The 24,157-nt window shown below is 58.2% G+C and carries 20 protein-coding genes; 14 read left to right on the top strand and 6 right to left on the bottom strand.

Annotated features, from left to right (window positions below):
• From AO242_RS05330 to AO242_RS05305, 6 genes are all read left to right on the top strand, one after another.
• Nucleotides 1-324, top strand: coding sequence for a sarcosine oxidase subunit delta (locus AO242_RS05330; RefSeq protein ID WP_027898962.1), 324 nt, complete (start codon nucleotides 1-3; stop codon nucleotides 322-324).
• Complete coding sequence (locus AO242_RS05325) at nucleotides 321-3,338, top strand: sarcosine oxidase subunit alpha (RefSeq protein WP_099267953.1); 3,018 nt, start codon at nucleotides 321-323, stop codon at nucleotides 3,336-3,338. The genes AO242_RS05330 and AO242_RS05325 overlap by 4 nt, the downstream gene beginning before the upstream one ends.
• A 125-nt stretch (nucleotides 3,339-3,463) precedes the next feature.
• Nucleotides 3,464-4,096, top strand: a complete 633-nt coding sequence (locus tag AO242_RS05320; RefSeq protein WP_027898964.1) for a sarcosine oxidase subunit gamma — start codon at nucleotides 3,464-3,466, stop codon at nucleotides 4,094-4,096.
• A 150-nt stretch (nucleotides 4,097-4,246) separates the two neighbouring features.
• Complete coding sequence (gene purU, locus AO242_RS05315; RefSeq protein WP_027898965.1) at nucleotides 4,247-5,104, top strand: formyltetrahydrofolate deformylase; 858 nt, start codon at nucleotides 4,247-4,249, stop codon at nucleotides 5,102-5,104.
• Nucleotides 5,105-5,299: 195 nt separating this feature from the next.
• The gene (fdhA, locus tag AO242_RS05310) at nucleotides 5,300-6,499 is read left to right on the top strand and encodes a formaldehyde dehydrogenase, glutathione-independent (RefSeq protein WP_095092539.1); all 1,200 of its coding nucleotides are present in this window, start codon (nucleotides 5,300-5,302) and stop codon (nucleotides 6,497-6,499) included.
• Between the two features lie 224 nt (nucleotides 6,500-6,723).
• Nucleotides 6,724-7,293 (top strand): DUF2780 domain-containing protein, encoded by a 570-nt coding sequence (locus AO242_RS05305; RefSeq protein WP_099267952.1) that lies wholly within the window; start codon nucleotides 6,724-6,726, stop codon nucleotides 7,291-7,293.
• 15 nt (nucleotides 7,294-7,308) lie between these two features.
• On the opposite strand, the gene AO242_RS05300 is transcribed toward AO242_RS05305, so the two are convergent.
• Entirely contained in the window at nucleotides 7,309-8,202 is an 894-nt protein-coding gene (locus AO242_RS05300) for an acyltransferase (RefSeq protein WP_099267951.1), read from the bottom strand.
• A 260-nt stretch (nucleotides 8,203-8,462) separates the two neighbouring features.
• Here AO242_RS05300 and rloA2 point away from each other — a divergent pair, with 260 nt between their 5' ends.
• Nucleotides 8,463-8,963, top strand: a complete 501-nt coding sequence (rloA2, locus tag AO242_RS05295) for a retropepsin-like aspartic peptidase RloA2 (protein WP_095092544.1) — start codon at nucleotides 8,463-8,465, stop codon at nucleotides 8,961-8,963.
• Nucleotides 8,964-9,239: 276 nt separating this feature from the next.
• Here the strand turns inward: rloA2 and mdoH are convergent, their stop codons facing one another.
• From mdoH to pip, 4 genes are all read right to left on the bottom strand, one after another.
• Nucleotides 9,240-11,819 carry a glucans biosynthesis glucosyltransferase MdoH gene (gene mdoH, locus AO242_RS05290; RefSeq protein WP_099267950.1) on the bottom strand — a complete coding sequence of 860 codons (2,580 nt, stop codon included), beginning with the start codon at nucleotides 11,817-11,819 and terminating at the stop codon, nucleotides 9,240-9,242.
• Nucleotides 11,812-13,731 carry a glucan biosynthesis protein G gene (locus AO242_RS05285; protein WP_176560572.1) on the bottom strand — a complete coding sequence of 640 codons (1,920 nt, stop codon included), beginning with the start codon at nucleotides 13,729-13,731 and terminating at the stop codon, nucleotides 11,812-11,814. The genes mdoH and AO242_RS05285 overlap by 8 nt, the downstream gene beginning before the upstream one ends.
• Nucleotides 13,732-13,989: 258 nt before the next feature.
• Nucleotides 13,990-14,427 (bottom strand): D-aminoacyl-tRNA deacylase, encoded by a 438-nt coding sequence (gene dtd, locus AO242_RS05280; protein ID WP_099267991.1) that lies wholly within the window; start codon nucleotides 14,425-14,427, stop codon nucleotides 13,990-13,992.
• A gap of 173 nt (nucleotides 14,428-14,600) precedes the next feature.
• Nucleotides 14,601-15,572, bottom strand: coding sequence for a prolyl aminopeptidase (pip, locus tag AO242_RS05275; RefSeq protein WP_099267949.1), 972 nt, complete (start codon nucleotides 15,570-15,572; stop codon nucleotides 14,601-14,603).
• A gap of 287 nt (nucleotides 15,573-15,859) precedes the next feature.
• Here pip and AO242_RS05270 point away from each other — a divergent pair, with 287 nt between their 5' ends.
• The 5 genes from AO242_RS05270 (at nucleotide 15,860) to AO242_RS05250 (ending at nucleotide 20,941) form a co-directional block, all read left to right on the top strand.
• Entirely contained in the window at nucleotides 15,860-18,310 is a 2,451-nt protein-coding gene (locus AO242_RS05270) for a glycogen/starch/alpha-glucan phosphorylase (RefSeq protein ID WP_099267948.1), read from the top strand.
• Nucleotides 18,311-18,672: 362 nt separating this feature from the next.
• Nucleotides 18,673-19,683 (top strand): class 1 fructose-bisphosphatase, encoded by a 1,011-nt coding sequence (locus AO242_RS05265; RefSeq protein ID WP_027902274.1) that lies wholly within the window; start codon nucleotides 18,673-18,675, stop codon nucleotides 19,681-19,683.
• 68 nt (nucleotides 19,684-19,751) lie between these two features.
• Nucleotides 19,752-19,850 carry a DUF924 family protein gene (locus AO242_RS05260; protein WP_099267947.1) on the top strand — a complete coding sequence of 33 codons (99 nt, stop codon included), beginning with the start codon at nucleotides 19,752-19,754 and terminating at the stop codon, nucleotides 19,848-19,850.
• Nucleotides 19,851-20,113: 263 nt separating this feature from the next.
• Nucleotides 20,114-20,368, top strand: a complete 255-nt coding sequence (gene bamE / locus AO242_RS05255; RefSeq protein WP_099267946.1) for an outer membrane protein assembly factor BamE domain-containing protein — start codon at nucleotides 20,114-20,116, stop codon at nucleotides 20,366-20,368.
• Nucleotides 20,369-20,371: 3 nt separating this feature from the next.
• Nucleotides 20,372-20,941 carry a lipocalin family protein gene (locus tag AO242_RS05250; protein ID WP_099267945.1) on the top strand — a complete coding sequence of 190 codons (570 nt, stop codon included), beginning with the start codon at nucleotides 20,372-20,374 and terminating at the stop codon, nucleotides 20,939-20,941.
• Between the two features lie 216 nt (nucleotides 20,942-21,157).
• On the opposite strand, the gene AO242_RS05245 is transcribed toward AO242_RS05250, so the two are convergent.
• The gene (locus AO242_RS05245) at nucleotides 21,158-22,522 is read right to left on the bottom strand and encodes a formimidoylglutamate deiminase (RefSeq protein ID WP_099267944.1); all 1,365 of its coding nucleotides are present in this window, start codon (nucleotides 22,520-22,522) and stop codon (nucleotides 21,158-21,160) included.
• A gap of 223 nt (nucleotides 22,523-22,745) precedes the next feature.
• On the opposite strand from AO242_RS05245, the gene hutC reads away from it, so the two are divergent.
• Nucleotides 22,746-23,456 (top strand): histidine utilization repressor, encoded by a 711-nt coding sequence (gene hutC, locus AO242_RS05240; RefSeq protein ID WP_176560573.1) that lies wholly within the window; start codon nucleotides 22,746-22,748, stop codon nucleotides 23,454-23,456.
• Nucleotides 23,453-24,046, top strand: a complete 594-nt coding sequence (locus AO242_RS05235; protein ID WP_099267943.1) for a HutD/Ves family protein — start codon at nucleotides 23,453-23,455, stop codon at nucleotides 24,044-24,046. The genes hutC and AO242_RS05235 overlap by 4 nt, the downstream gene beginning before the upstream one ends.
• Nucleotides 24,047-24,157 lie beyond the last annotated feature (111 nt).

Genomic DNA, 24,157 nt, shown 5'->3' with positions numbered 1-24,157 from the left:
ATGTTGCATATCTTCTGTCCTCACTGTGGCGAACTGCGCTCCGAAGAGGAATTTCATGCGTCAGGTCAGGCACACATACCGCGTCCACTGGACCCGGCAGCCTGCACCGACGAGCAATGGGGCGACTACATGTTCTTCCGCGATAACCCGCGCGGGCTGCATCACGAACTGTGGATCCACGCCGCCGGTTGCCGTCAGTACTTCAACGCCACCCGCGACACCGTGACTTACGAAATTCTCGAAACCTACCCGATTGGCGCTAAACCGCAGTTCAGCAACCCTGCGTTTGAGAAGACAGCCAGCGGCGAGGGAGACCAGGTATGAGCCAGACCAACCGACTGCCCAACGGCGGCCGCATCGACCGCAGCAAAGTCCTGAACTTCAACTTCAACGGTCAGACCTATCAGGGCTTTGAGGGCGACACGCTCGCCGCAGCCCTGCTGGCCAACGGCGTTGATGTGATAGGCCGCAGCTTCAAGTATTCCCGCCCTCGCGGCATCTTCGCGGCAGGTTCTGAAGAGCCGAACGCGGTACTGCAGATTGGCGCTACCGAAGCGACGCAGATCCCGAACGTGCGCGCCACGCAACAGGCACTTTATTCGGGCCTGGTCGCGACCAGCACCAACGGCTGGCCGAACGTGAACAATGACGTGATGGGGATTCTCGGCAAAGTCGGCGGCAAGCTGATGCCGCCGGGTTTCTACTACAAAACCTTCATGTACCCGCAATCGTTCTGGATGACTTACGAGAAGTACATTCGTAAGGCCGCCGGCCTCGGTCGTTCACCGACTGAAAACGACCCGGACACTTACGACGCCATGAACCAGCACTGCGATGTGTTGATCGTCGGTGGTGGCCCAGCAGGCCTCGCCGCTGCTCTGGCGGCCGCTCGCAGCGGTGCCCGGGTGATTCTGGCCGATGAGCAGGAAGAGTTCGGCGGCAGTCTGCTGGACAGCCGCGAAAGCCTGGATGGCAAACCGGCTGCTGAATGGGTCGCCACCGTTATTGCCGAGCTGAAAAGCCTGAAAACCGTAGTGCTGCTGCCTCGCGCCACCGTCAACGGCTACCACGACCATAACTTCCTGACCATTCACGAGCGTCTCACCGACCATCTCGGCGACCGCGCACCTATCGGCCAGGTCCGTCAGCGCATGCATCGGGTTCGTGCCAAGCGTGTCGTGCTGGCCACCGGTACTCACGAACGCCCACTGGTTTACGGCAACAACGATGTGCCGGGCAACATGCTGGCCGGTGCGGTTTCCACGTATGTACGTCGTTATGGCGTAGCGCCGGGCAAAAAACTGGTGCTGTCCACCAACAACGATCACGCCTACCGCGTTGCTTTGGATTGGCTCGACGCCAGCCTGCAAGTGGTGGCGATTGCCGATGCGCGTCATAACCCACGCGGCGCACTGGTTGAAGAAGCGCGCGCCAAAGGCATTCGGATTCTGACCGGCAGTGCCGTGATCGAAGCCCGTGGCAGCAAGCACGTCACCGCCGCTCGTGTGGCGGCCATTGATGTAAGGGCACATCGCGTAACAAGCCCCGGCGAATGGCTCGAATGCGATCTGGTCGCCAGCTCCGGCGGCTACAGCCCTATCGTCCACCTCGCCTCGCACCTGGGCGGCAAGCCGGTCTGGCGTGAAGACATTCTTGGTTTCGTACCGGGCGAAGCACCGCAAAAGCGTGTGTGCGTCGGTGGCGTGAATGGCGTTTATGCATTGGGCGACACTTTGGCCGACGGCTTCGAGGGCGGCGTGCGCGCAGCGAGCGAAGCCGGTTTCAAAGTGGTCGAAGGCGTTCTGCCGAAAGCCCTGAGCCGCGCTGAAGAGCCGACGCTGGCGCTGTTCCAGGTGCCGCATGACAAACCGACTGCCCGTGCGCCGAAGCAATTCGTCGACCTGCAGAACGACGTCACTGCGGCGGCTATCGAGCTGGCGACCCGTGAAGGCTTCGAGTCGGTGGAACACGTCAAACGCTACACCGCACTGGGTTTCGGCACCGATCAAGGCAAACTGGGTAACGTCAACGGCCTGGCCATCGCAGCACGTTCGCTGAACGTGACCATCCCGGAAATGGGCACCACCATGTTCCGCCCGAACTACACGCCCGTGACCTTCGGCGCAGTAGCCGGTCGTCACTGTGGGCATATCTTCGAGCCGGTACGTTTCACCGCCCTGCACGCCTGGCACGTGAAGAACGGTGCCGAATTCGAAGACGTCGGTCAGTGGAAACGTCCGTGGTACTTCCCGAAAGCCGGCGAAGACATTCATGCAGCCGTGGCTCGCGAATGCAAAGCCGTACGTGAAAGCGTTGGCCTGCTGGACGCTTCGACACTCGGCAAGATCGACATTCAGGGTCCGGATGCGCGCGAGTTCCTCAACCGCATCTACACCAACGCCTGGACCAAGCTCGATGTGGGCAAGGCGCGTTACGGCCTGATGTGCAAGGAAGACGGCATGGTCTTCGACGACGGGGTTACCGCCTGTGTCGCCGACAACCACTTCATCATGACCACCACCACAGGCGGCGCGGCGCGCGTGCTGCAATGGCTGGAGATCTACCAGCAGACTGAATGGCCTGATCTGAAGGTGTACTTCACTTCCGTGACCGACCACTACGCGACCCTGACCTTGTCCGGCCCGAACAGCCGCAAGCTGCTCAGCGAAGTGACTGACATCGATCTGGACCGTGAGGCGTTCCCGTTCATGACCTGGAAAGAAGGTCTGGTCGGCGGCGTTCCGGCACGGGTGTTCCGTATCTCGTTCACCGGTGAACTGTCTTACGAGGTCAACATCCAGGCTGACTACGCCATGGGCGTGCTGGAAAAAATCATCGAAGCCGGCAAGCAGTACAACCTCACGCCATACGGCACCGAGACCATGCACGTACTGCGCGCCGAGAAGGGTTTCATCATCGTCGGTCAGGATACCGATGGCTCGATGACTCCGGACGACCTGAACATGGGCTGGTGTGTCGGCCGCACCAAACCGTTCTCGTGGATCGGCCAGCGCGGTATGAATCGCGAAGACTGTGTGCGTGAGCAACGTAAACAACTGGTCGGCCTCAAGCCGGTTGATCCGAACAAATGGCTGCCCGAAGGTGCGCAACTGGTGTTCGACCCGAAACAGTCGATTCCGATGACCATGGTCGGTCACGTGACCTCCAGCTATGCGGCTAACTCGTTGGGTTATTCGTTTGCCATGGGCGTGGTCAAAGGCGGCCTGAAACGCATGGGTGAACGGGTGTTCTCGCCGCAGGCGGATGGCAGCGTGATCGAAGCCGAAATTGTGTCCTCGGTGTTCTTCGATCCGAAGGGTGAGCAGCAGAACGTTTGATGGCATTCAACCGGCTCGCGGCTAAAGCCGCTCCTACGGGGGATTACCTACCGTCGTAGGAGCGGCTTTAGCCGCGAGGCGGCTGGCAGCGCCACCGAAAAACAGAATTCAGAAACAGGTGCTCTATGACCACAGCCAACGTTTACCAGCAGCGGCCAACGACCGGCGAGAAAGCCGAGTCACCGCTGTTTCACGCCGACCTGAATAGCCTGGTCGGTAAAGGTCGCGCCAACCCTGGCGTGACTTTGCGCGAGAAGAAATTACTCGGTCACTTGACCATTCGCGGCGATGCTCACGATCCTGCTTTTGCCGCAGGCGTGCACAAAGCCCTGGGCATGGAGTTGCCGGGCGCACTGGCCTTGGTGATCAGTGGCGACAGCTCGATCCAGTGGCTCGGCCCTGATGAATGGCTGCTGATCGTACCGACCGGTGAAGAGTTTGCGGTGGAGCAAAAACTACGCGCTGAACTGACCGGCCTGCACATCGCGATCGTTAACGTCAGCGGCGGTCAGTCCATCCTCGAATTGAGCGGCCCGAAAGTCCGTGAAGTGCTGATGAAATCCACCAGCTACGACGTGCATCCGGACAACTTCCCGGTGGGTAAAGCCGTCGGTACCGTGTTCGCCAAGTCCCAACTGGTAATCCGCCGCACCGGCGAGGAAACCTGGGAACTGCTGATCCGTCGTAGCTTCGCCGATTACTGGTGGATGTGGTTGCAGGATGCGAGTGCCGAGTACGGCCTGACCATTCAGGCCTGAACCCACTGCCACTCCCTGTAGGAGCGCGCTTGTCCGCGATAAAGTCGGAACGACTTTCAGACAATGGTCATTCACCATTTTCACGACTGCTTCGCAGCCGATCGCGGGCAAGCGCGCTCCTACAGATCAAAAAACACCAGGAGTTGATTAATGAGCCGCGCCCCCGACACATGGATTCTGACTGCCGACTGCCCCAGCGTGCTGGGCACGGTGGACGCGGTGACCCGCTATTTGTTCGAGCAGGGCTGCTACGTCACCGAGCACCATTCCTTTGACGATCGCCTGTCCGGCCGCTTCTTCATTCGGGTGGAGTTCCGTCAGCCAGACGGTTTTGACGAACAAGGTTTCCGCGCAGGTCTGACTGAACGCGGCGAAGCCTTTGGCATGATCTTCGAGCTGACCGCGCCGAACTATCGGCCAAAAGTAGTGATCATGGTCTCAAAAGCCGATCACTGCCTGAACGACCTGCTCTACCGTCAGCGCATCAACCAGTTGTCCATGGACGTGGTCGCGGTGGTGTCCAACCATCCGGATCTGGAGCCGCTGGCGCGCTGGCATGAAATTCCGTACTACCATTTCCCCCTGGACCCGAACGACAAGCCCGCTCAGGAAAGCAAAGTCTGGCAGGTGATCGAAGAGTCAGGTGCCGAGCTGGTGATTCTTGCCCGCTACATGCAGGTGCTGTCCCCGGACTTGTGCCGCAAGCTGGACGGCAAGGCGATCAACATTCATCACTCGCTGCTGCCCGGTTTCAAAGGTGCCAAGCCGTACCATCAGGCTTACAACAAGGGCGTGAAACTGGTGGGTGCCACCGCGCATTACATCAACAACGATCTGGACGAAGGCCCGATCATTGCCCAAGGGGTAGAAGTGGTCGATCACAGTCATTACCCCGAAGACCTGATTGCCAAAGGTCGCGATATCGAAGGCCTGACGCTGGCCCGGGCTGTGGGTTATCACATTGAGCGCCGTGTGTTTCTTAACGCTAACAGGACGGTGGTCCTGTAAACACGAGCATGGTAGGAGCGAACTTGTTCGCGAGGCGATGCAACTAGAACACCGCGTCGCCTACATCGCCAACAAGTTGCCTCCTACCGGGCATCAGTATCCCGGCAGGCACCCAGAGCAATCAGTGCGTTGCTGAAGTACCCAACAAAAGCAGCGCATTTCCCCGCGACATAACAACAAAATCGAGGTGAAAGAATGGCTGACAATCGTGGTGTGGTGTATCTCGGCGCTGGCAAGGTCGAAGTACAGAAAATCGACTATCCCAAAATGCAGGACCCGCGTGGGCGCAAGATCGAACACGGCGTCATCCTGCGGGTGGTTTCCACCAATATCTGTGGCTCGGACCAACACATGGTTCGCGGCCGTACCACCGCACAAACCGGTCTGGTACTCGGCCACGAAATCACCGGCGAAGTGATCGAAAAAGGTACTGGTGTCGAAAATCTGAAAATCGGTGATCTGGTGTCGGTGCCCTTCAACGTGGCCTGCGGGTTGTGCCGATCCTGCAAGGAGCAACACACCGGCGTGTGCCTGACCGTCAATCCGGCTCGCCCGGGTGGTGCATACGGTTACGTCGACATGGGCGACTGGACCGGCGGCCAGGCGGAATACGTGCTGGTGCCGTATGCCGACTTCAACCTGCTCAAGCTGCCGGATCGCGATCGCGCCATGGAAAAAATCCGTGACCTGACCTGCCTCTCCGACATCCTGCCCACCGGTTATCACGGCGCAGTCACAGCTGGGGTAGGCCCGGGGAGTACCGTGTACATCGCTGGTGCAGGCCCCGTCGGTCTGGCAGCGGCGGCATCGGCTCGCCTGTTGGGCGCGGCAGTGGTGATTATCGGCGACGTGAACCCTGCTCGTCTGGTTCACGCCAAGGCTCAGGGTTTTGAAATTGCCGACCTGTCCCTCGATACCCCTCTGCACGAGCAGATCGCCGCGCTGTTGGGCGAGCCTGAAGTGGACTGCGCCGTTGACGCGGTAGGCTTTGAAGCCCGCGGGCATGGCCATGCGGGTGTGCAGCATGAGGCACCGGCAACCGTACTCAACTCGTTGATGGGCGTAGTGCGCGTAGCGGGCAAGATCGGTATTCCCGGTCTCTACGTCACTGAAGATCCGGGTGCCGTCGATGCCGCCGCGAAAATGGGCAGCCTGAGCATTCGTTTCGGTTTGGGCTGGGCCAAATCCCACAGCTTCCACACGGGCCAGACGCCAGTCATGAAGTACAACCGCCAGTTGATGCAGGCCATCATGTGGGATCGCATCAAAATCGCTGACATTGTTGGAGTGGAGGTCATCAGCCTCGACGACGCGCCACGCGGTTATGGCGAGTTCGATGCCGGTGTGCCGAAGAAGTTTGTGATTGATCCGCATAAGTTGTTCAGCGCGGCATAAGTCGCACTTTATCACTCTGAAACTGCGTCGCCCCCATCGCGGGCAAGCCTCGCTCCCACAGGAAAATGCGATCCACTGTGGGAGCGAGGCTTGCCCGCGATGGGGGCGACGCAGGCTCGCTTTAACTCACGAGACGAACGCAAGGAACATTGCCAACCCGCCCAAGGTCAAACACGTGTTTCTACCGGCAGCTGCCGGACTTTTCGTTTGAGGGGTTTGTTGCAATGAAGATTTCACGCGGTATAGCACTGGCAACCTTGATGGCCGTTGCGACTGGCCCAGTGTTCGCTTTCAATCTGAATGACGCGGCCAACGCCGTTTCCAACGCCACCAACGGCAATCAGAAAGCCACCGCAGCACCTGAAGCAGCAGGCCTGCTCAATCTGTTGGGCTCCAACCTTAATGTCACCCCCGAGCAAGCCGTCGGCGGCACGGGCGCATTATTAGGTCTGGCAAAGAACAAACTCGCCGGTAACGACTACAGCCAATTGAGCAAATCGGTTCCGGGCCTCGATCAACTTGCTGGCAACAGTGCATTGAGCAGCCTTGGCAGCCTGAATGGCTTGGGAGGTCTGTTGGGTAATTCGGGCAACAGCGCTGAAAGCTCGGTGCTGAACAGCGCGTTGGGCAACGTTCAAAGCATGGGCGATGTGAACAAGGCGTTCAGTGCCCTGGGCATGGACAGTTCAATGGTCAGCCAGTTTGTACCGCTGATTCTGCAATACCTGGGTCAACAAGGTGCTGGCGGTTCTGCGCTGAAAAGCCTGGGCAGCGTGTGGGGCGCAGGCAGCTGATTCAGCGCTGATCCGTCAATCCCGGGACGCATCGCCACGCAAGGTGGCGATGCGTGCATTCTTTTCCTGCCACAGCTGATTCACCCAGCCCTGCACTTTCTCGCGAAACAGCGGATCGTTCTCGTAATCGCCCTGCCATAACGCAGGGTCCAGTTCGCGAGTCTGGATGTCGATGATCACCCTTGGAACATCACCGCAGAGCAGATTCCAGAACCCCGGAATGCGCTCGCCCGGATACACCACCGTCACGTCCAGAATCGCATCCAGCTTTTCACCCATGGCCGCCAACACGAACGCCACGCCGCCCGCCTTGGGTTTGAGCAGGTGTGAATAGGGCGAGTTCTGTTCTGCATGTTTGGCTGCTGTGAAGCGGGTCCCTTCCAGGTAGTTGACCACGGTCACTGGCTGATTTTTGTACAGCTCGCAGGCCTGACGAGTGATTTCCAGATCATGCCCCTTGAGCTCGGGATGCTTGGCCAGAAAGGCCTTGCTGTAGCGCTTCATGAACGGGTAATCCAGCGCCCACCAGGCCAGCCCCAGCAGCGGCACCCAGATCAGTTCTTTCTTCAGGAAGAATTTGAAAAAGGGCGTGCGGCGGTTCAACGCCTGAATCAGGGCGGGGATATCGACCCATGACTGGTGATTGCTGATCACCAGATAAGAAGTGTCGCTGCGCAAACCTTCGTCGCCACGGATTTCCCACCGGGTTGGAATGCACAGCGAGAAGATCAGCTTGTCGACTTCAGCCCAGGTTTCGGCAATCCATACCACCGCTTGCGAGCAACTCTCGCGTAACTGACCGCTGAACGTCAGCTTGAGCAGGCCGAAGATCAGTAACGGACCGATCATGACCAGCGTGTTAAGCAACAACAGCAATGTGACAAAACAGCCAGTGAGCAGGCGACGCATACGGATCTCTGGAGGACTACAAGGGCCGCCATGATAAAGAGCAACAGCGCCTGCGCCAAATCCGCTTGTCGCGGACAAATGTTTCACAAGGTTACGGGTAAGCTCTGGCCTGCGAACGATGTGTGATCGCGATGTCTAAAATCGCGAATGAATGACCTGTAGGAGCTGCCGAAGGCTGCGAAAATATTTACCTCATGGACCAATTCGCAGCCTTCGGCAGCTCCTACAGAACCGCGTAACCCAAAAAAGGTATCTACCCAGTGAAATCAACTCTGGCGCTATTGTCCCTGTTGGCATTGCCTGTCATGGCTGCCGAGCCGACGCTGTATGGTCGCTACGAAAACATCAAGGTCGCGGAAATCGGTGAAACCTTCAAAGCCAAGATGGACACCGGCGCGTTGACCGCGTCGCTGTCGGCCAAGGATATCGAGTTGTTCAAGCGCGATGGCGATGACTGGGTGCGCTTCCGCCTGGCGACCAAAGACGCCAGCAACAAGGTGTATGAACACAAGGTTTCCCGAATCAGCAAAATCAAGAGCCGCGCAGAAGGCGACGACGAGGACGAAGACCTCGACCCAACCAAACGCCCGGTTGTGGACCTTGAGCTGTGCCTGGGCAACGTGAAACGCACCGTCGAGGTGAACCTGGTAGACCGCAGCCACTTCAACTATCCGCTGTTGATCGGTGCCAAGGCCTTGCGCGAGTTCGGCGCGGCGGTGAACCCGGCGCGACGTTATACGGCGGACAAGCCGGATTGTTGATCAACAAGGTATGACGCGACCTCCTGCAGGAGTCGCCCGGTGTTCCTGACACCATGTTGCCGCGCAGCCAACGTGGGACCTGTAGGAGTGAGCTTGCTCGCGATTTCGGTCTATCAGTCGGTGAATATATTGCCTGTGCTGACGTAATCGCGAGCAAGCTCACTCCTACAGAGTCACGCGGTTGCTGCGAAGATGCAGCAGCTCCCACAGGGATATTTCCAGCCCAACAAAAAACGGCGCCCTTGCGGGGCGCCGTTTTTGTTTAACTGCCTTGAATCAGGCGTGAACCAGCGTCGGCTCAGATGCGCGCACTACCGGCTGCAAAGGCAGCAACGGTGCATGCGGGTCGGCAGCAACAGACTCACGCCATGCATCCAGCCATTCAGGGTGGTTTTCAGTCCAGACCTGCTCATGCAGGCGGCCCAAGGCCACAGGGTCGCTGAGCAGCATCAAGCGGTCTTGATTGCTGAGTTTCTCCGGCCCGACTGCCAACGCGTGACGTACACGCTCCATCCGTACGAACTCGATAGGCTCGGCGATCCGGTGACGTGAGGTCGCCAGGGCGCAGGCCAGCGCGTTCTGTTGCGGATCGACCACGGCGCGGATGAAGCCTTGCTTCAGTGCGTGCCAGCGGTTCTCGTGGGTGTACAGATCGGTCGAGACCAGTTCTTGCGGCGGCGTGTGCTCTTCAGGAATCAGGAAGAACTTCTCGTCGCGTGCCTTGAGGCCTAGACCGGTACGGCTGGAAATCACCGAGACCGGAATCGACAGCATCAACGAACCCACGATTGGCGCCAGCCACCACAGGAAGCTTGGGTTCAACCAAGCGACCAGCAGCGCCCAGCACGCACCCAACAGGGTTTGCGGACCATGACGCTTGACCGCTTCAAGCCACGGCGTGGAGTCGTCGTCACGTTGTGGCGAGTTCCAGGTCGCAGCCCAGCCAAGGAAGGCAGCCAGCACGAAGCGGGTGTGGAACAGCATGCGCACCGGAGCCAGCAGCACCGAGAACAGCATTTCCATCAGCATCGACAGCGTGACTTTGATCTTGCCGCCGTAACCGACTGCGCCTTTGGCCCAGATCAGAATGATGCTGAGCAGTTTCGGCAGGAACAACAGCACGATGGTCGTCGAGAACAGCGCAACGGCTTTTTCCGGGTGCCATTGTGGCCACAGCGGATAGAGCTGACGCGGCTCAAGGAAGTAGGTCGGCTCCATCAGCGTGTTCACTGCCAGCAAGGCTGTGGACAACACCAGGAAGAAGAACCACAACGGCGCAGACAGATAAGACATAACGCCCGTCAGGAACACCGCACGGTGAACCGGGTGCATGCCTTTTACCAGGAACAGCCTGAAGTTCATCAGGTTGCCGTGGCACCAGCGACGGTCACGCTTGAGTTCGTCCAGCAGGTTTGGCGGGAGCTCTTCGTAACTGCCCGGCAGGTCGTAGGCAATCCACACGCCCCACCCAGCACGACGCATCAAAGCGGCTTCAACGAAGTCGTGAGACAGGATCGCACCGGCAAAAGCGCCTTTACCTGGCAACGGCGCGAGGGCGCAGTGCTCGATAAACGGCTTCATGCGGATGATCGCGTTGTGGCCCCAGTAGTGGGATTCACCCAACTGCCAGAAGTGCAGACCGGCCGTGAACAATGGACCGTACACGCGAGTCGCAAACTGCTGCATGCGCGCATAAAGAGTGTCCATGCCCGACGCCCGTGGCGCGGTCTGGATGATACCGGCGTCCGGCGTGGCTTCCATCAAGCGCACCAGACTGGTCAGGCATTCACCGCTCATGACGCTGTCGGCGTCGAGCACGACCATGTAACGGTATTCACCGCCCCAGCGACGGCAGAAGTCGTCGAGGTTGCCGCTTTTGCGTTTCACGCGACGGCGGCGACGGCGATAGAAAATCTTGCCGAAACCTTTGGTCTCGCGGCACACGTCCAGCCAGGCCTGCTGCTCTGCCACGCAGATATCAGTCTCGTTGCTGTCGCTGAGCACGAAGAAGTCGAAGCGATCGAGGTCACCGGTTGCTGCAACCGACTCGAAAGTCGCTCGCAGACCAGCAAACACACGGGGCACGTCTTCGTTGCAGATCGGCATGACCAACGCGGTACGAGCACCCTTTTCAATCGGCTCATTACCCGCACTGGCACCGGAGATGCGGTACTTGTCGCGGCCGGTCAGCAGCTCCAAAAAGCCCATCAAGGCGGTCCAGAAACCGGCTGATACCCAACAGAACAGAATCCCGAAAAGCAGCAGGATGCTGGTCTGCAAGGCATACGGCAGCACCTGCCACATGGTCTGTACAAACGTCTGGTGAGTGATTTCGTCCAGCGAAACCAGCGACCAGCCTTGGTACGGCAGAATGCCTTTCATGTACCAGCCAGCAACGATCGTCTGGCCAAGCATCAGGATCAGCAGGATATAACGGCGGATAGAACCCACTGTACGCCAGCGCGCCTTCGGCAGATCACGCTCGACCTTTGGCTCGACCGGGTTACTGCGACCGGTCATGCGACGCCACATGCGCACCAGAATATTGGTACGCCATGGCTCCGGCACGACTTTGGTCCGACGAATCGGCGGTGTGGCCTTGAGGCACACACGACCGTTGGCGTCGAGGGTCAGCATCTCGGCCTCTTCCAAAGCCTCGGCGGTAGTCAGCGTCAGTCGGCGACCCACCGAAGCCTGAGCGGCTTCGGCAGAGTCGGTGACTGGCTGAGCAGACAAACGCTCATGCAACTCGGCGAACGAGGTGCAGCCAGCCAGTTCGGCTCGCTGCTCATCGCTCATCGGGAGGTGTGCCAAGTACTCGCTGAGTGACACTGGCACCGGTACGGAATTACTCATCGGCTGGCAACTGGTAGCTCCAGGTCTCGGTCATGACTTGCAGCGTCTTGGCCGGTTCTGGATTGGTGGGTGCAGCTTCGGCTTCAGGCTGCTGGGTCTCTTTACCGTCTTTGTCTTTCGCGACATCAGCCTTGGCTACGTCTGCCTTGGCAGCATCAGCTGGCTTGGCGGCGTCCGCTGGCTTGCTTGCATCGGCTTTGGCATCAGCAGGCTTGGCTGCATCAGCCTTGGCTACGTCGGCTTTCGGATCCTTGGCGGCGTCTGCAGCGGCTTCTTTCTTCGCAGCCTCTTTAGCAGGCGCAGCTTTCTTCTCGTCACCGATGTGAGCCTTGTCAGCAACCAGTACCGCAGGTTCCTTGCCTGGCTCGGCCGGGATCTCACGCAGCAGGTAGGCCTGCATCTCGATCGGCTTGTTGGTGTCCTTGACCTTGACCCGCAACGTCAGGCGATAGCCCTTGGTCACCGGGTTGTAGCGAAGGTTGTTTTCCACCAGCTCGGTATTGGTGTCAGTGGTCACCTGGCTACGAATAGTCTTGTCTTCAGGCATCGACGCGAGGATCGGACCCACGAAGTCGACCTGGAACGCAACGCTGCCGTCCAGCTGACGAATCAGGTTGGACTGACGGATGTCACCAGCGGAACGCAGGGTCTGCTTGACCCAGCCCAGATCAGGCGAGTGAATGGCTTTCTCGTCCATGGTCCAGTGGATGCGATAGTTGAAATCAACAGGCTGGCCCGGTGCTGGCAGGGTTTCCGGCTTCCAGAACGCAACGATGTTGTCGTTGGTTTCATCGGCGGTCGGAATTTCTACCAGGTCGACGGTGCCTTTGCCCCAATCACCTTTAGGCTCGATCCATGCGCTCGGACGCTTGTCATAGCGGTCGTCCAGGTCTTCGTAGTTAGCGAAGTCGCGACCACGTTGCAGCAGACCAAAACCGCGCGGGTTCTCTACCGAGAAGCTGCTGACGGCCAAGTGCTTAGGATTGGTCAGTGGACGCCACAGCCATTGGCCGTTGGCTGCCTGAATCGACAGACCGTTGGAGTCATGCAGCTCGCGGCGATAGTTCTGCACGCGCGAAGGCTGGTTGGCACCAAACAGGTACATGCTCGTCAGCGGAGCAACGCCCAGCTTGGAGACCTTGTCACGCAGGTACATGCGCGACTGGACATCGACCAGCGTATTGGTGCCCGGACGCAGAGTCAGCTTGTAGGCACCGGTTGCGCGCGGGGAGTCGAGCAGCGCGAAGATCACCAGGTGGTTGTCATCGGTGGCTGGCTTCTCGATCCAGAACTCGGTGAAACGCGGGAACTCTTCGCCGGAAGGCATCGCGGTATCGATCGCCATGCCACGAGCAGACAGGCCGTAAACCTGACCTTTACCGATGACGCGGAAGTAGCTCGCGCCCAGCATGGTCATGATTTCGTCTTGCTTGTCGTCTTTGTTGATCGGGTACAAAACACGGAAACCGGCATAGCCGAGATTCTCGGTCGACTTGGGATCGAACTTCACATCGCCAAAATCGAAACGACTGGCGTCGTACTTGATCTCTTCAACGGTGGTCGCAGTGACTTCGTTGATTTTGACCGGGGTGTCGAAGTGCATACCCTGGTGATAGAACGAGACTTTGAACGGCGTTCTGTCGCCAGCCCATTCGGCACGATCCTCACGGAAACGGATTTTCTGATAGTCCGCGAACTTCATGTCGCGGAACTCGGCGGGCAGATTGCTGCGCGGGGCTTCGTATTTTTTGTCGGCCAGTTCTTTCGCTCTGCTCGCTACGTCATCAAGACTAAACGCCCACAGTTGAGTGGCGCTGAATAGTGAGATCAGGGCTGAACTTGCCAATAGCGCGCTACGCAACCGCTTGCCAGGTGTCTTTACCGCATTACAGGGACTAACAATCACGAGCAACCCTCGCCGAAAACAGATGAAGAAACCAACGGCCAGCTATTAATTGCCGGGTTGGCGAGCACTGTTCCGACTCCAAAAGAACCTAATGATTCCCCAAACGGTGTCGAACCAGCCTCTGACCTTGCCAAACGGTGCCACAAACACACATACCCGGACGGCGCGATTATCTAGTAGCGCGTGCCACAACGCACCATGTCCGATGAAGTATTTATTGCTTTAGAGCCTAATAATTTCGGGGTTATACATCAAATTAGTCCTTTAACCCTCAAGCATAAAAGTCACAGGGCCATCATTTACCAGATGAACTTGCATATCTGCACCAAACTGGCCCGATTCCACCACCTCGTGCGAGCTTTTAGCCTGGTTCAACAAATACTCGAACAACTCGGCTCCAAGGGCCGGCGGGGCTGCTTTTGAGAAGCTCGGCCGCATGCCGCTTTTGGTATAAGCTGCGAGAGTGAACTGCGATACCAGCAGCAAACCACCTTCGACATCGCGCAACGACAGGTTCATCTTGCCGTCAGCATCGCTGAACACCCGGTAATTGAGCAGCTTATGTAGCAGCTTGTCGGCACTGGCCTGCGTGTCTTGAGGCTCGACACCCACAAGAACCATTAAACCCTGATCGATAGAGCCAACAATCTGCCCTTCAACTTCAACTCGTGCGCTGCTGACGCGTTGTAGCAAGCCTTTCATGCCTTGACCCTGAATAAATTTCGCTACCTGACACCGCGGCATGCCGCTACCAACACTCCCGTAGGACCGGCTTCAGCCGGGAGGGCGATAGTGATGACACAAAATATTCAGCTGATGTACCGGCCTCCTCCCGGCTAAAGCCGGTCCTACGGGGAAGCCGTCAAACGTCGAACTCAAGCCTCTTCAGGCGGCAAATCCAGCAACCGGGCGGCGACCTGTGCAGCGGCGCGGACCAAGGCATCAGTGATACCTGGCTCCGAGGCAGCATGCCCCGCGTCACGAATCACCTGCAGCTCGCTGTTCGGCCAGGCCTGGTGCAATTCCCAGGCATTATCCAGCGGGCAGATGACGTCATAACGACCGTGCACGATGATCCCCGGCAAATGGGCGATTTTCGGCATGTCGCGTATTAGCTGGTTTTCTTCGAGGAAAGAATTATTGGTGAAGTAATGGCACTCGATGCGGGCAATCGACAATGCGCGCTGAGGCTCGGAGAAGCGATCAACCACTTGCGGGTTCGGGCGCAGCGTCGCGGCGCGGCCTTCCCATGTGGACCAGGCTTTCGCAGCGTGCATCTGAGCGATCTGGTCGGTGCCGGTCAGGCGCTTGTGGAACGCGGTCAACAGATCATTGCGCTCGTCCAGCGGGATCGGGGCCACGTAATCCTGCCAGTAATCCGGAAACATGCGGCTGGCACCGGCCTGATAGAACCACTCGATCTCTTGCGGACGCGCCAGAAAAATACCGCGCAGGATCAGAGCATGGACGCGGTCCGGGTGAGTCTGGGCATACGCCAGGGACAAGGTCGAACCCCAGGACCCACCAAACAGCACCCACTTATCGATGCCCAGATGCTCGCGAATCCGCTCAAGATCGGAAACCAGATCCCAGGTCGTGTTGTTTTCCAGGCTTGCATGAGGCGTCGAGCGACCACAGCCACGTTGATCGAACGTAATGATGCGATACAGATTGGGATCGAAATAGCGACGGCTTTGCGCATCGCAACCCGCGCCTGGGCCGCCATGAATGAACACCACCGGCAGACCTTCCGGTGACCCGCTTTCATCGACATACAAAACGTGCGGTGCCTCTACAGCCAGATCATGCCGGGCGTAAGGTTTGATCTGCGGATACAAGGTCTGCATAGGTGCTCCGTGAGTGCGATTCGGGTTCTTCTATTTTTTTGCCTTGAGGCATCATAAACCCGAAACGAGGAATGTTCATGCTGTCACTCGCAGCTCTTGCCGAGAGTGGAACGATCAATGCAAGCGGTTTGCCAATTGCCTGAACCGGCGAACCAGAGCGACATGTTTCTGTCGTAACGTGGGTCATGCCCTGAGTAATTTAGGAAATTTCAGGAAAGTTTTGCAGACTCGCCCTACAGTCAAAGAAATCTCATCCTTTATTCGTCTGACTACTTGAGGTCGTATCGATGTCTCAGGAACCACTCGTTCGTGACGCTGAAGTGGCTGCTTTCCGCGCCGCTGTTCTCGCCAAACTCACCTATTCGGTGGGCAAGGACCCTGACCATGCGTTTGAGCATGACTGGTTCGAAGCTGTTGCACTCGCTGCTCGTGACCACATGGTTGAGCACTGGATGGACCACACCCGGAAGATTTATCGCCAGGTTCAGAAGCGGGTTTATTACCTTTCACTGGAATTTCTTATCGGGCGTCTGCTGTACGACAGCCTGAGCAACCTCGGCCTGCTGGAAGTCGCCCGTGAGGCGATGACCGAACTGGGTGTGGACATCGAGCGCATCAAGTTGCTTGAGCCCGACGCAGCGCTGGGTAACGGCGGCTTGGGTCGTCTGGCTGCCTGTTTCATGGAAAGCATGTCGACGCTGGGCATCGCGGGTCACGGTTACGGGATTCGTTATGAGCACGGCCTTTTCCGCCAGGCCATCGTCGACGGCTGGCAGCAGGAACAGACCGAGAACTGGCTGGATTTCGGTAACCCATGGGAATTCGAACGCCCGGAAGTGGTGTACCCCATCGGCTTCGGCGGCAGTGTAGATACGCTGACCAATGAAGACGGCGAACAGCGTCAGGTCTGGCGTCCGTCGGAAACCGTTCGGGCCATTGCGTACGATACCCCGGTAGTGGGATGGCGCGGCAAAAGCGTGAACACCCTGCGTCTATGGCGCGCCCGCGCAGTAGGCGATTTGCACCTGGAGCGCTTCAACGCCGGTGACCACTTTGGTGCAGTGGCCGAGGTGGTGCGCGCCGAAAGTATCTCTCGCGTGCTTTACCCGAACGATGCCACCGAGGCGGGCCAGGAATTACGTCTGCGCCAGGAATACTTCTTCGTCTCCGCATCGCTGCAGGATTTGCTGCGCCGCCATCTGAACATGCATGCCACGTTGATGGATCTGCCCGAACACGCGGCTATCCAGATGAACGACACGCACCCGTCCATTGCCGTGGCCGAGCTGATGCGTCAGTTGATCGACAACCATGGCATCGCGTGGGACGCGGCCTGGAAGATCACCGTGGGCACCCTCGCCTACACCAACCACACCTTGCTGCCAGAAGCACTGGAAACCTGGTCGGTCGGTCTGATGGAGCGGATGCTGCCGCGCCACATGCAGATCATCTACATCATCAACGCCCAGCACATCGACACTTTGCGCGCCAAAGGCATTCACGACTTTGACGTGCTGCGTGCGGTATCGCTGATCGAAGAAGAAAACGGTCGTCGGGTGCGCATGGGCAACCTGGCTTTCCTTGGCTCTCACAGTATTAACGGCGTCTCCGCGCTGCATACCCAACTGATGCGCAAGACGGTTTTTGCCGAACTGCACAAACTGTATCCAGAGCGGATCAACAACAAAACCAACGGCATCACCTTCCGCCGCTGGCTGTTCCAGGCCAACCCCAAACTTACCCAGATGCTCACAGAGTCGCTGGGCGAAGACGTACTGGATAACGCTGAAACGCGTCTGATCGAACTGGAGCCGTTCGCCGAAAAGAGCTCGTTCCGCAAGCAATTCGCTGATCAGCGCCTGCACAGCAAGCGTGCACTGGCGGCGATCATCAAAGAGCGCCTGGGGATCGTGGTCAATCCGGCTGCGATGTTCGATGTGCAAGTCAAACGGATTCACGAATACAAGCGTCAGCTGTTGAACCTGTTCCACACTGTCGCCTTGTATCAGGCCATCCGTGCTCAGCCGGGCACCGATTGGGTGCCACGCGTGAAGATCTTCGCGGGCAAGGCGGCAGCGAGTTACCACTCGGCCAAGCTGATCATCAAGCTGACCAACGACATCGCTCGTACCGTCAACAGCGACCCTACCGTCCGCGGTTTGCTCAAGGTCGTGTTCATGCCCAACTACAACGTCAGCCTGGCCGAAAGCATCATCCCGGCAGCCGACCTGTCGGAGCAGATTTCTACTGCAGGTCTGGAAGCGTCGGGCACCAGCAACATGAAATTCGGCCTCAACGGTGCGCTGACCATCGGCACACTGGACGGTGCCAACGTGGAGATGAGCGAACAGGTAGGTCTGGAGCATATGTTCATCTTCGGCATGACCTCTCGGGAAGTAGAAGCCCACAAGCAAGTAGGCGACTTCAGCGCTTACGCGGCAGCGGCGGCATCGGGTCGACTCAACGACGTCCTGCAAGCCATTCGGGGCGGGGTGTTTTCGCCGGATGATCCTAACCGCTACGCAGGCCTGATTGATCAACTGCTGGCCTATGACCGCTTTCTGGTCTGTGCCGACTTTGATTCCTACTGGGAAGCCCAGTCCCGGGTCGAAGCCCACTGGCACGACTCGAAAGAGTGGTGGCGCTCCGCGGTACTCAACACGGCCCGCATGGGATGGTTCTCGTCGGACCGGACAATCCGGGAATACGCGGGGGATATCTGGAAGGCGCTGGATTGATGTACAAATCTGACCTCTGACGCCCTCGCGGCTAAAGCCGCTCCTACGGACCGCGAATAACCGTAGGACTGGCTTTAGCCGGGAGGACGTCGGGGCATTCTCAGAGTTTTCCTCGTCAGGAATACTGCTCTCCCGGCTAAAGCCGGTCCTACAAGATGAAAAGCAAGTTTATAGAATGTCCCACAGGGGATCGCGCTTCACTCTGCGACCACCTCGTTTCAGCCACCGTTTCAGCATTTTCCGCCTAAGCTCCGCCCACCCGTGAACTCAATGGGTGTTAACCCAGTCTTATGGGCAGTATTACGTCTCGACTCGCGTTAAACTGCGCGGGTTTTTTATTCCCCCTATTCTCGGAGCTATCCATGTCCCGCGTTACCCTGAGTCGCTATTTGATTGAGCAGACCCGCAGCAACAACACTCCTGCCGATCTGCGCTTCCTGATCGAAGTGGTGGCGCGAGCGTGCAAGGAAATCAGCCACGCCGTTTCCAAAGGCGCACTGGGCGGCGTGCTCGGCAGCATGGGCACTGAAAACGTTCAGGGCGAAGTGCAGAAGAAGCTCGACGTGATCTCCAACGAAATCCTGCTCGAAGCCAACGAATGGGGCGGTCACCTGGCGGGCATGGCGTCCGAAGAAATGGACAACGCTTACCAGATCCCGGGCAAATACCCGAAAGGCGCCTACCTGTTGGTTTTCGACCCACTGGACGGCTCTTCGAACATCGACATCAACGCTCCGGTCGGCACTATCTTCTCCGTACTGCGTTGCCCGAACGAATACCTGAGCCAGAACGAGCCTCTGAACGAGAAGGCTTTCCTGCAACCAGGTACTCAGCAAGTCGCCGCCGGCTATGCCATCTATGGCCCACAGACCATGCTGGTGCTGACCCTGGGCGACGGCGTTAAAGGCTTCACCCTGGACCGCGAAATGGGCAGTTTCGTACTGACCCACGAAGACATCAAGATCCCGACCTCCACTCAGGAATTCGCGATTAACATGTCCAACCAGCGTCACTGGGAAGCTCCGGTACAACGCTACGTTGACGAACTGCTGGCCGGCGAAGACGGTCCGTTGAAAAAGAACTACAACATGCGCTGGGTTGCCGCAATGGTCGGCGATGTACACCGCATCCTGACCCGTGGTGGTCTGTTCATGTACCCACGTGACAGCCGCGAGCCTTCCAAGCCGGGCAAACTGCGCTTGATGTACGAAGCCAACCCGATGTCGTTCCTGGTGGAACAGGCTGGCGGCGCGTCCACTGACGGTCATCAGCGCATCCTCGACATCCAGCCGGATGGCCTGCACCAGCGTGTTGCTGTGTTCCTGGGCTCGAAAGAAGAAGTTGAGCGCGCGACCTCGTACCACAAGGCCTGACTCTCATGACTGCCCCTTGGCTCCCACTGCTGGAATAGTGATTCGGCTCTGCCGGATCACCCTCCGAAGTGGCAAAGCCAAGGGCAATCATCATCCGCTTGGGGTGCTTCCCGCACCGCAACGAAATTCTCGGCATTGCGTCAACGCCTGAAGAAATCGAATTCTGAAAGAGCGGGCTCCAGGTTTTAAGCATATTTGTTGGAGCGAGGCTTGCCCGCGAACCCCTGGCCACACTAGTACGGATATACCGCGTTATCTTTCTTCGCGGGCAAGCCTCGCTCCAACAATGTCCGGTCCCTTGGATGAAATGGATTTACCACGCAACGGAACCAGATCCCGCTTTTCTCTTCTAAGCTTTCGGTATTACGCCAGCAACCTGCCCATCGACCGTTTGCTGCGGCGTTACCCCTTCCGTTCAGGAGCTTCATCCATGTCTCTGCGCTCTCTAGCGTTGTTGTCGTTTTGCGTGCTGCTGGCCGCATGTAGCAAGGTTAATCAGGAAAATTACTCGAAACTGTCTGCAGGCATGCCCAAGGCGGAAGTTGAACAACTGCTGGGCAGCCCGACTGAATGCTCCGGCGCGCTGGGTATGTCCAGTTGCACGTGGGGCGATCAGACCAGTTTCATCAGCGTGCAGTATGCCGCCGACAAGGTTGTGCTTTTCTCGGGTCAGGGCTTGAAATAACAGATGATCAAATTACTTGTGCGTTTTAGTCTGGTGCTAATGGCCAGCTTTCTCGCAATCGGTTTCGCGCACTCTGCTGAAAACCTCGAGCCTAAAACGGTTGGCAATGTCGACCTCAAGCAATATCAGGGCACCTGGTACGAAATTGCCCGCTTGCCGATGTTCTTCCAGCGCAAGTGCGCACAATCCGAAGCGCATTACGCCCTCAAGGATGATGGCAACGTTGGCGTGACCAACCGCTGCCGGACGATCGAAGGCGAGTGGCAGGAAGCAACAGGCACGGCGACACCGCAAGTGCCGGGTAAAACCGACAAGTTGTGGGTGGAGTTTGATAACTGGTTTTCCCGCTTGCTGCCCGGCGTAGCCAAAGGCGACTACTGGGTGCTCTACATCGGTGACGGTTACAAGACCGCTGTCGTGGGCAACCCGGACCGCAAATACCTGTGGCTGCTGTCACGCACGCCAACGATATCGAAGGACGTGAAAGAGCATCTGCTCAGCCAGGCCCAACAGCAGGGGTACGACACCACCAAGCTGGTTTGGCGGGTTGAAGACTCGAAGATCGGGAAGTAGACGCACGGCACAGACAAGACCCTTTGGGGAATTTTATGGTGCCTGCAACCCCGTAGGACCGGCTTTAGCCGGGAGATCGGTATTTATGGCGAAGGAAGTTTGGTGAATGCTCCGACGCCCTCCCGGCTAAAGCCAGTCCTACGGTATTGCGCATGACCTGTGGGAACGCTTTTCAATTCAGAGGAATGCGTTTTGCTCGATGGAAGTGAAGAGTATTCACCCCAACAACTCCCGCAGCACCTGCGCAAACTCCCGATTGCTCTGCTCTTCCCCGGCATGACGCCCTTCGCGTACCACCCACTTGCCGTTGACCATCACGTCGCGAATCTGCCGATCGCTGCCTGCGAATAACCAACGGTTAAGAATCCCGTCGCCGGACGCCGTAGCGATGTACGGATCATTACCGTCCAGCACCAGCCAGTCCGCCCGCAGCCCCACTTCCAGCCGGCCAATCGGTTGCCCCAACGCCTGAGCCCCGCCGACCAGCGCTGCATCAAACAACGTTCTGCCGACCATCGGCTGATCGCTGCGATACAAGCGATTGCGACGTTGATCCCGCAGCCGCTGACCGTATTCCAGCCAGCGCAACTCTTCGACGACGCTCAACGAGACATGGCTGTCTGAACCGATTCCCCAGCGCCCGCCTTGAGCGATGTAGTCCACCGCCGGAAAAATCCCGTCGCCCAGATTCGCCTCGGTGGTCAGGCACAACCCCGCGACCGCCCCGCTTTGCGCCATGAGCGCCACTTCATCAGGTTGCACATGAGTGGCGTGCACCAGACACCAGCGCTCATCCACCGGGGCGTTTTCGTACAGCCATTGCACTGGCCGACGGCCGCTCCAGCTCATGCAGTCGTCGACTTCCTTTTGCTGCTCGGCGATGTGAATGTGCACCGGACAATGCGGGTCGCTAGCGGCCAGCACAGTGCTGATCTGCTCAGGCGTTACCGCACGCAGCGAGTGAAAACAAAGGCCCAATTGCTGCGCTGACTGCTCACGCAGTACAGCTTGCAAACGGACCTGCAAATCAAGGTAGCTGTCAGTGCTGTGGATAAACCGTCGCTGACCCTCGTTAGGCGCTTGCCCGCCAAAACCGGAGTGACTGTAGAGCACTGGCAACAGCGTCAGTCCTATTCCGGCAGAACTCGCCGCCTGACTGATTTGCAGCGCCAGTTCCGCCGGGTCTGCGTAAGGCTTGCCGGAGGTGTCTTGATGCACGTAATGAAATTCGGCAACCGAGGTAAAACCGCCCTTGAGCATTTCGATGTACAACTGACGGGCAATGACACCCAATTGCTGTGGGCTAATCTTTCCAACCAGGCGGTACATCAAATCCCGCCAGGTCCAGAAGCTGTCATTGGGGTTGCCTGCGACTTCCGCCAGCCCGGCCATCGCCCGCTGGAATGCGTGAGAATGCAGATTCGGCATGCCTGGCAGTAGCGGCCCTTTGAGCGACTCCGCACCTGAAGCATCAGCCTCCGTGGCGATATGAGTGATCACGCCAGCGGCGCTGACCTCAATGCGAACATTATTGGCCCAGCCATCAGGCAACAATGCACGCTCGGCAAAGAAGGCGGACATAGCTTTGCATCCCTCGAAAAGTGATTTGTATATACATATACAGACGTTTGCACGCTCGGTAAACTCCGGCAAGCTTGTCGCCGAACAGGTTAATGGGTAGCGTAAACACACGTTATTAATGTCCAGGCGCTGCAAGATCAGCGCCGACCTGCACCTGAATTACCTTCGAAAAGGATTGCCCTCAGTGCCGACTCCGCCTGCCACTTCTCCATTGGCTGCCCAAATGGGCGACAGTCCGGCCCCGCTGTACGCCCGCGTCAAGCAGATGATCGCCCAGCAGATCCAGTGCGGAAACTGGCCGCCGCATCACCGCGTGCCGTCGGAAAGCGAGTTGGTGACCCAACTGGGCTTCAGCCGCATGACCATCAACCGTGCCCTGCGTGAAATGACCGCCGAAGGCCTGTTGGTGCGTATGCAAGGCGTTGGTACTTTCGTCGCCGAGCCCAAGAGTCAGTCGGCACTGTTTGAAGTCCACAATATCGCGGATGAAATCGCAGCGCGGGGTCATCGTCACACCTGCAAGGTCATCCTCCTGAAAGAAGAAGCTGCTGGCTCCGAACGGGCCCTGGCGCTGGACATGCGCGAAGGTCAGCGGGTGTTCCATTCGTTGATCGTGCATCTGGAAAACGATCTGCCGGTGCAAATCGAAGATCGCTACGTCAATGCGTTGGTCGCGCCGGACTACTTGAGTCAGGACTTCACCCAGCAAACGCCCTACGCTTATCTTTCGCAAGTCGCGCCATTGACCGAAGGCGAGCATGTGGTTGAGGCCATTCTGGCCGAGCCTGATGAGTGCGAGCTGTTGCAGATCAGCCCGGGTGAACCTTGCCTCTTGATCCGCCGCCGCACGTGGTCCGGCCGCCAGCCAGTGACCGCCGCGCGCCTGATCCACCCCGGTTCCCGTCATCGCCTGGAAGGACGTTTCAGCAAATGAGCCAACTGACTGTTTTGCGCGCCGCTGACTACCCGCGCATGCCCTGGAAAAACGGCGGCGGCAGCACTGAAGAAGTGACCCGGGATGCGGGCGAAGGGCTGGAAGGTTTCGGCTGGCGTCTGTCGATTGCCGATATCGAGCAGTCCGGCGGCTTTTCCCTGTTTCCTGGCTATCAACGCATCATCACAGTGCTGCAAGGCGCGGGCATGACGCTGGATATCGACGGCAAAACGACCGAGCCACTGCTGCCCGGCGATCCCTTCGCATTCAGCGGCGACAGCCAGGTCAGTTGCACATTGCTTGAGGGTGCGATTCGCGATTTCAACCTGATCTACTCGCCGGACCGTTATCGGGTCAGTTTGCAGTGGGTCGATGTACTCAAACCGCAACGCCTGTTCAGTTCGGCGTCTACGCTGTTGCTGTTCAGCGCCGCAGAGCAGATGGCCGCGAACCTGGCCGAGCATCCGCCGCAGTTGCTGGAAAAGCATGATTGCCTGCAGCTGGATAACGCGGCAGGTGAATTGCTGGAAGTGGTGCTGTACGCCCCGCGCGCCAGCCGGTGTTGTTTGATTGAGCTAACTAAAATCTAAACTTAACGCGTCCCTGTAGGAGTGAGCTTGCTCGCGATTGCGGTATGTCAGCCGCCACCGAATCGCCTGATCTAATGCAATCGCGAGCAAGCTCACTCCTACAGATTGAAC

The sequence above is a fragment of the Pseudomonas sp. ICMP 561 genome (assembly GCF_002699985.1).
In the GTDB taxonomy this organism is placed as follows: Bacteria; Pseudomonadota; Gammaproteobacteria; order Pseudomonadales; family Pseudomonadaceae; genus Aquipseudomonas; species Aquipseudomonas quasicaspiana.
The sequence above is the reverse complement of the archived record's forward strand: the minus strand, read 5'-3'. Positions and strand labels throughout refer to the sequence as shown.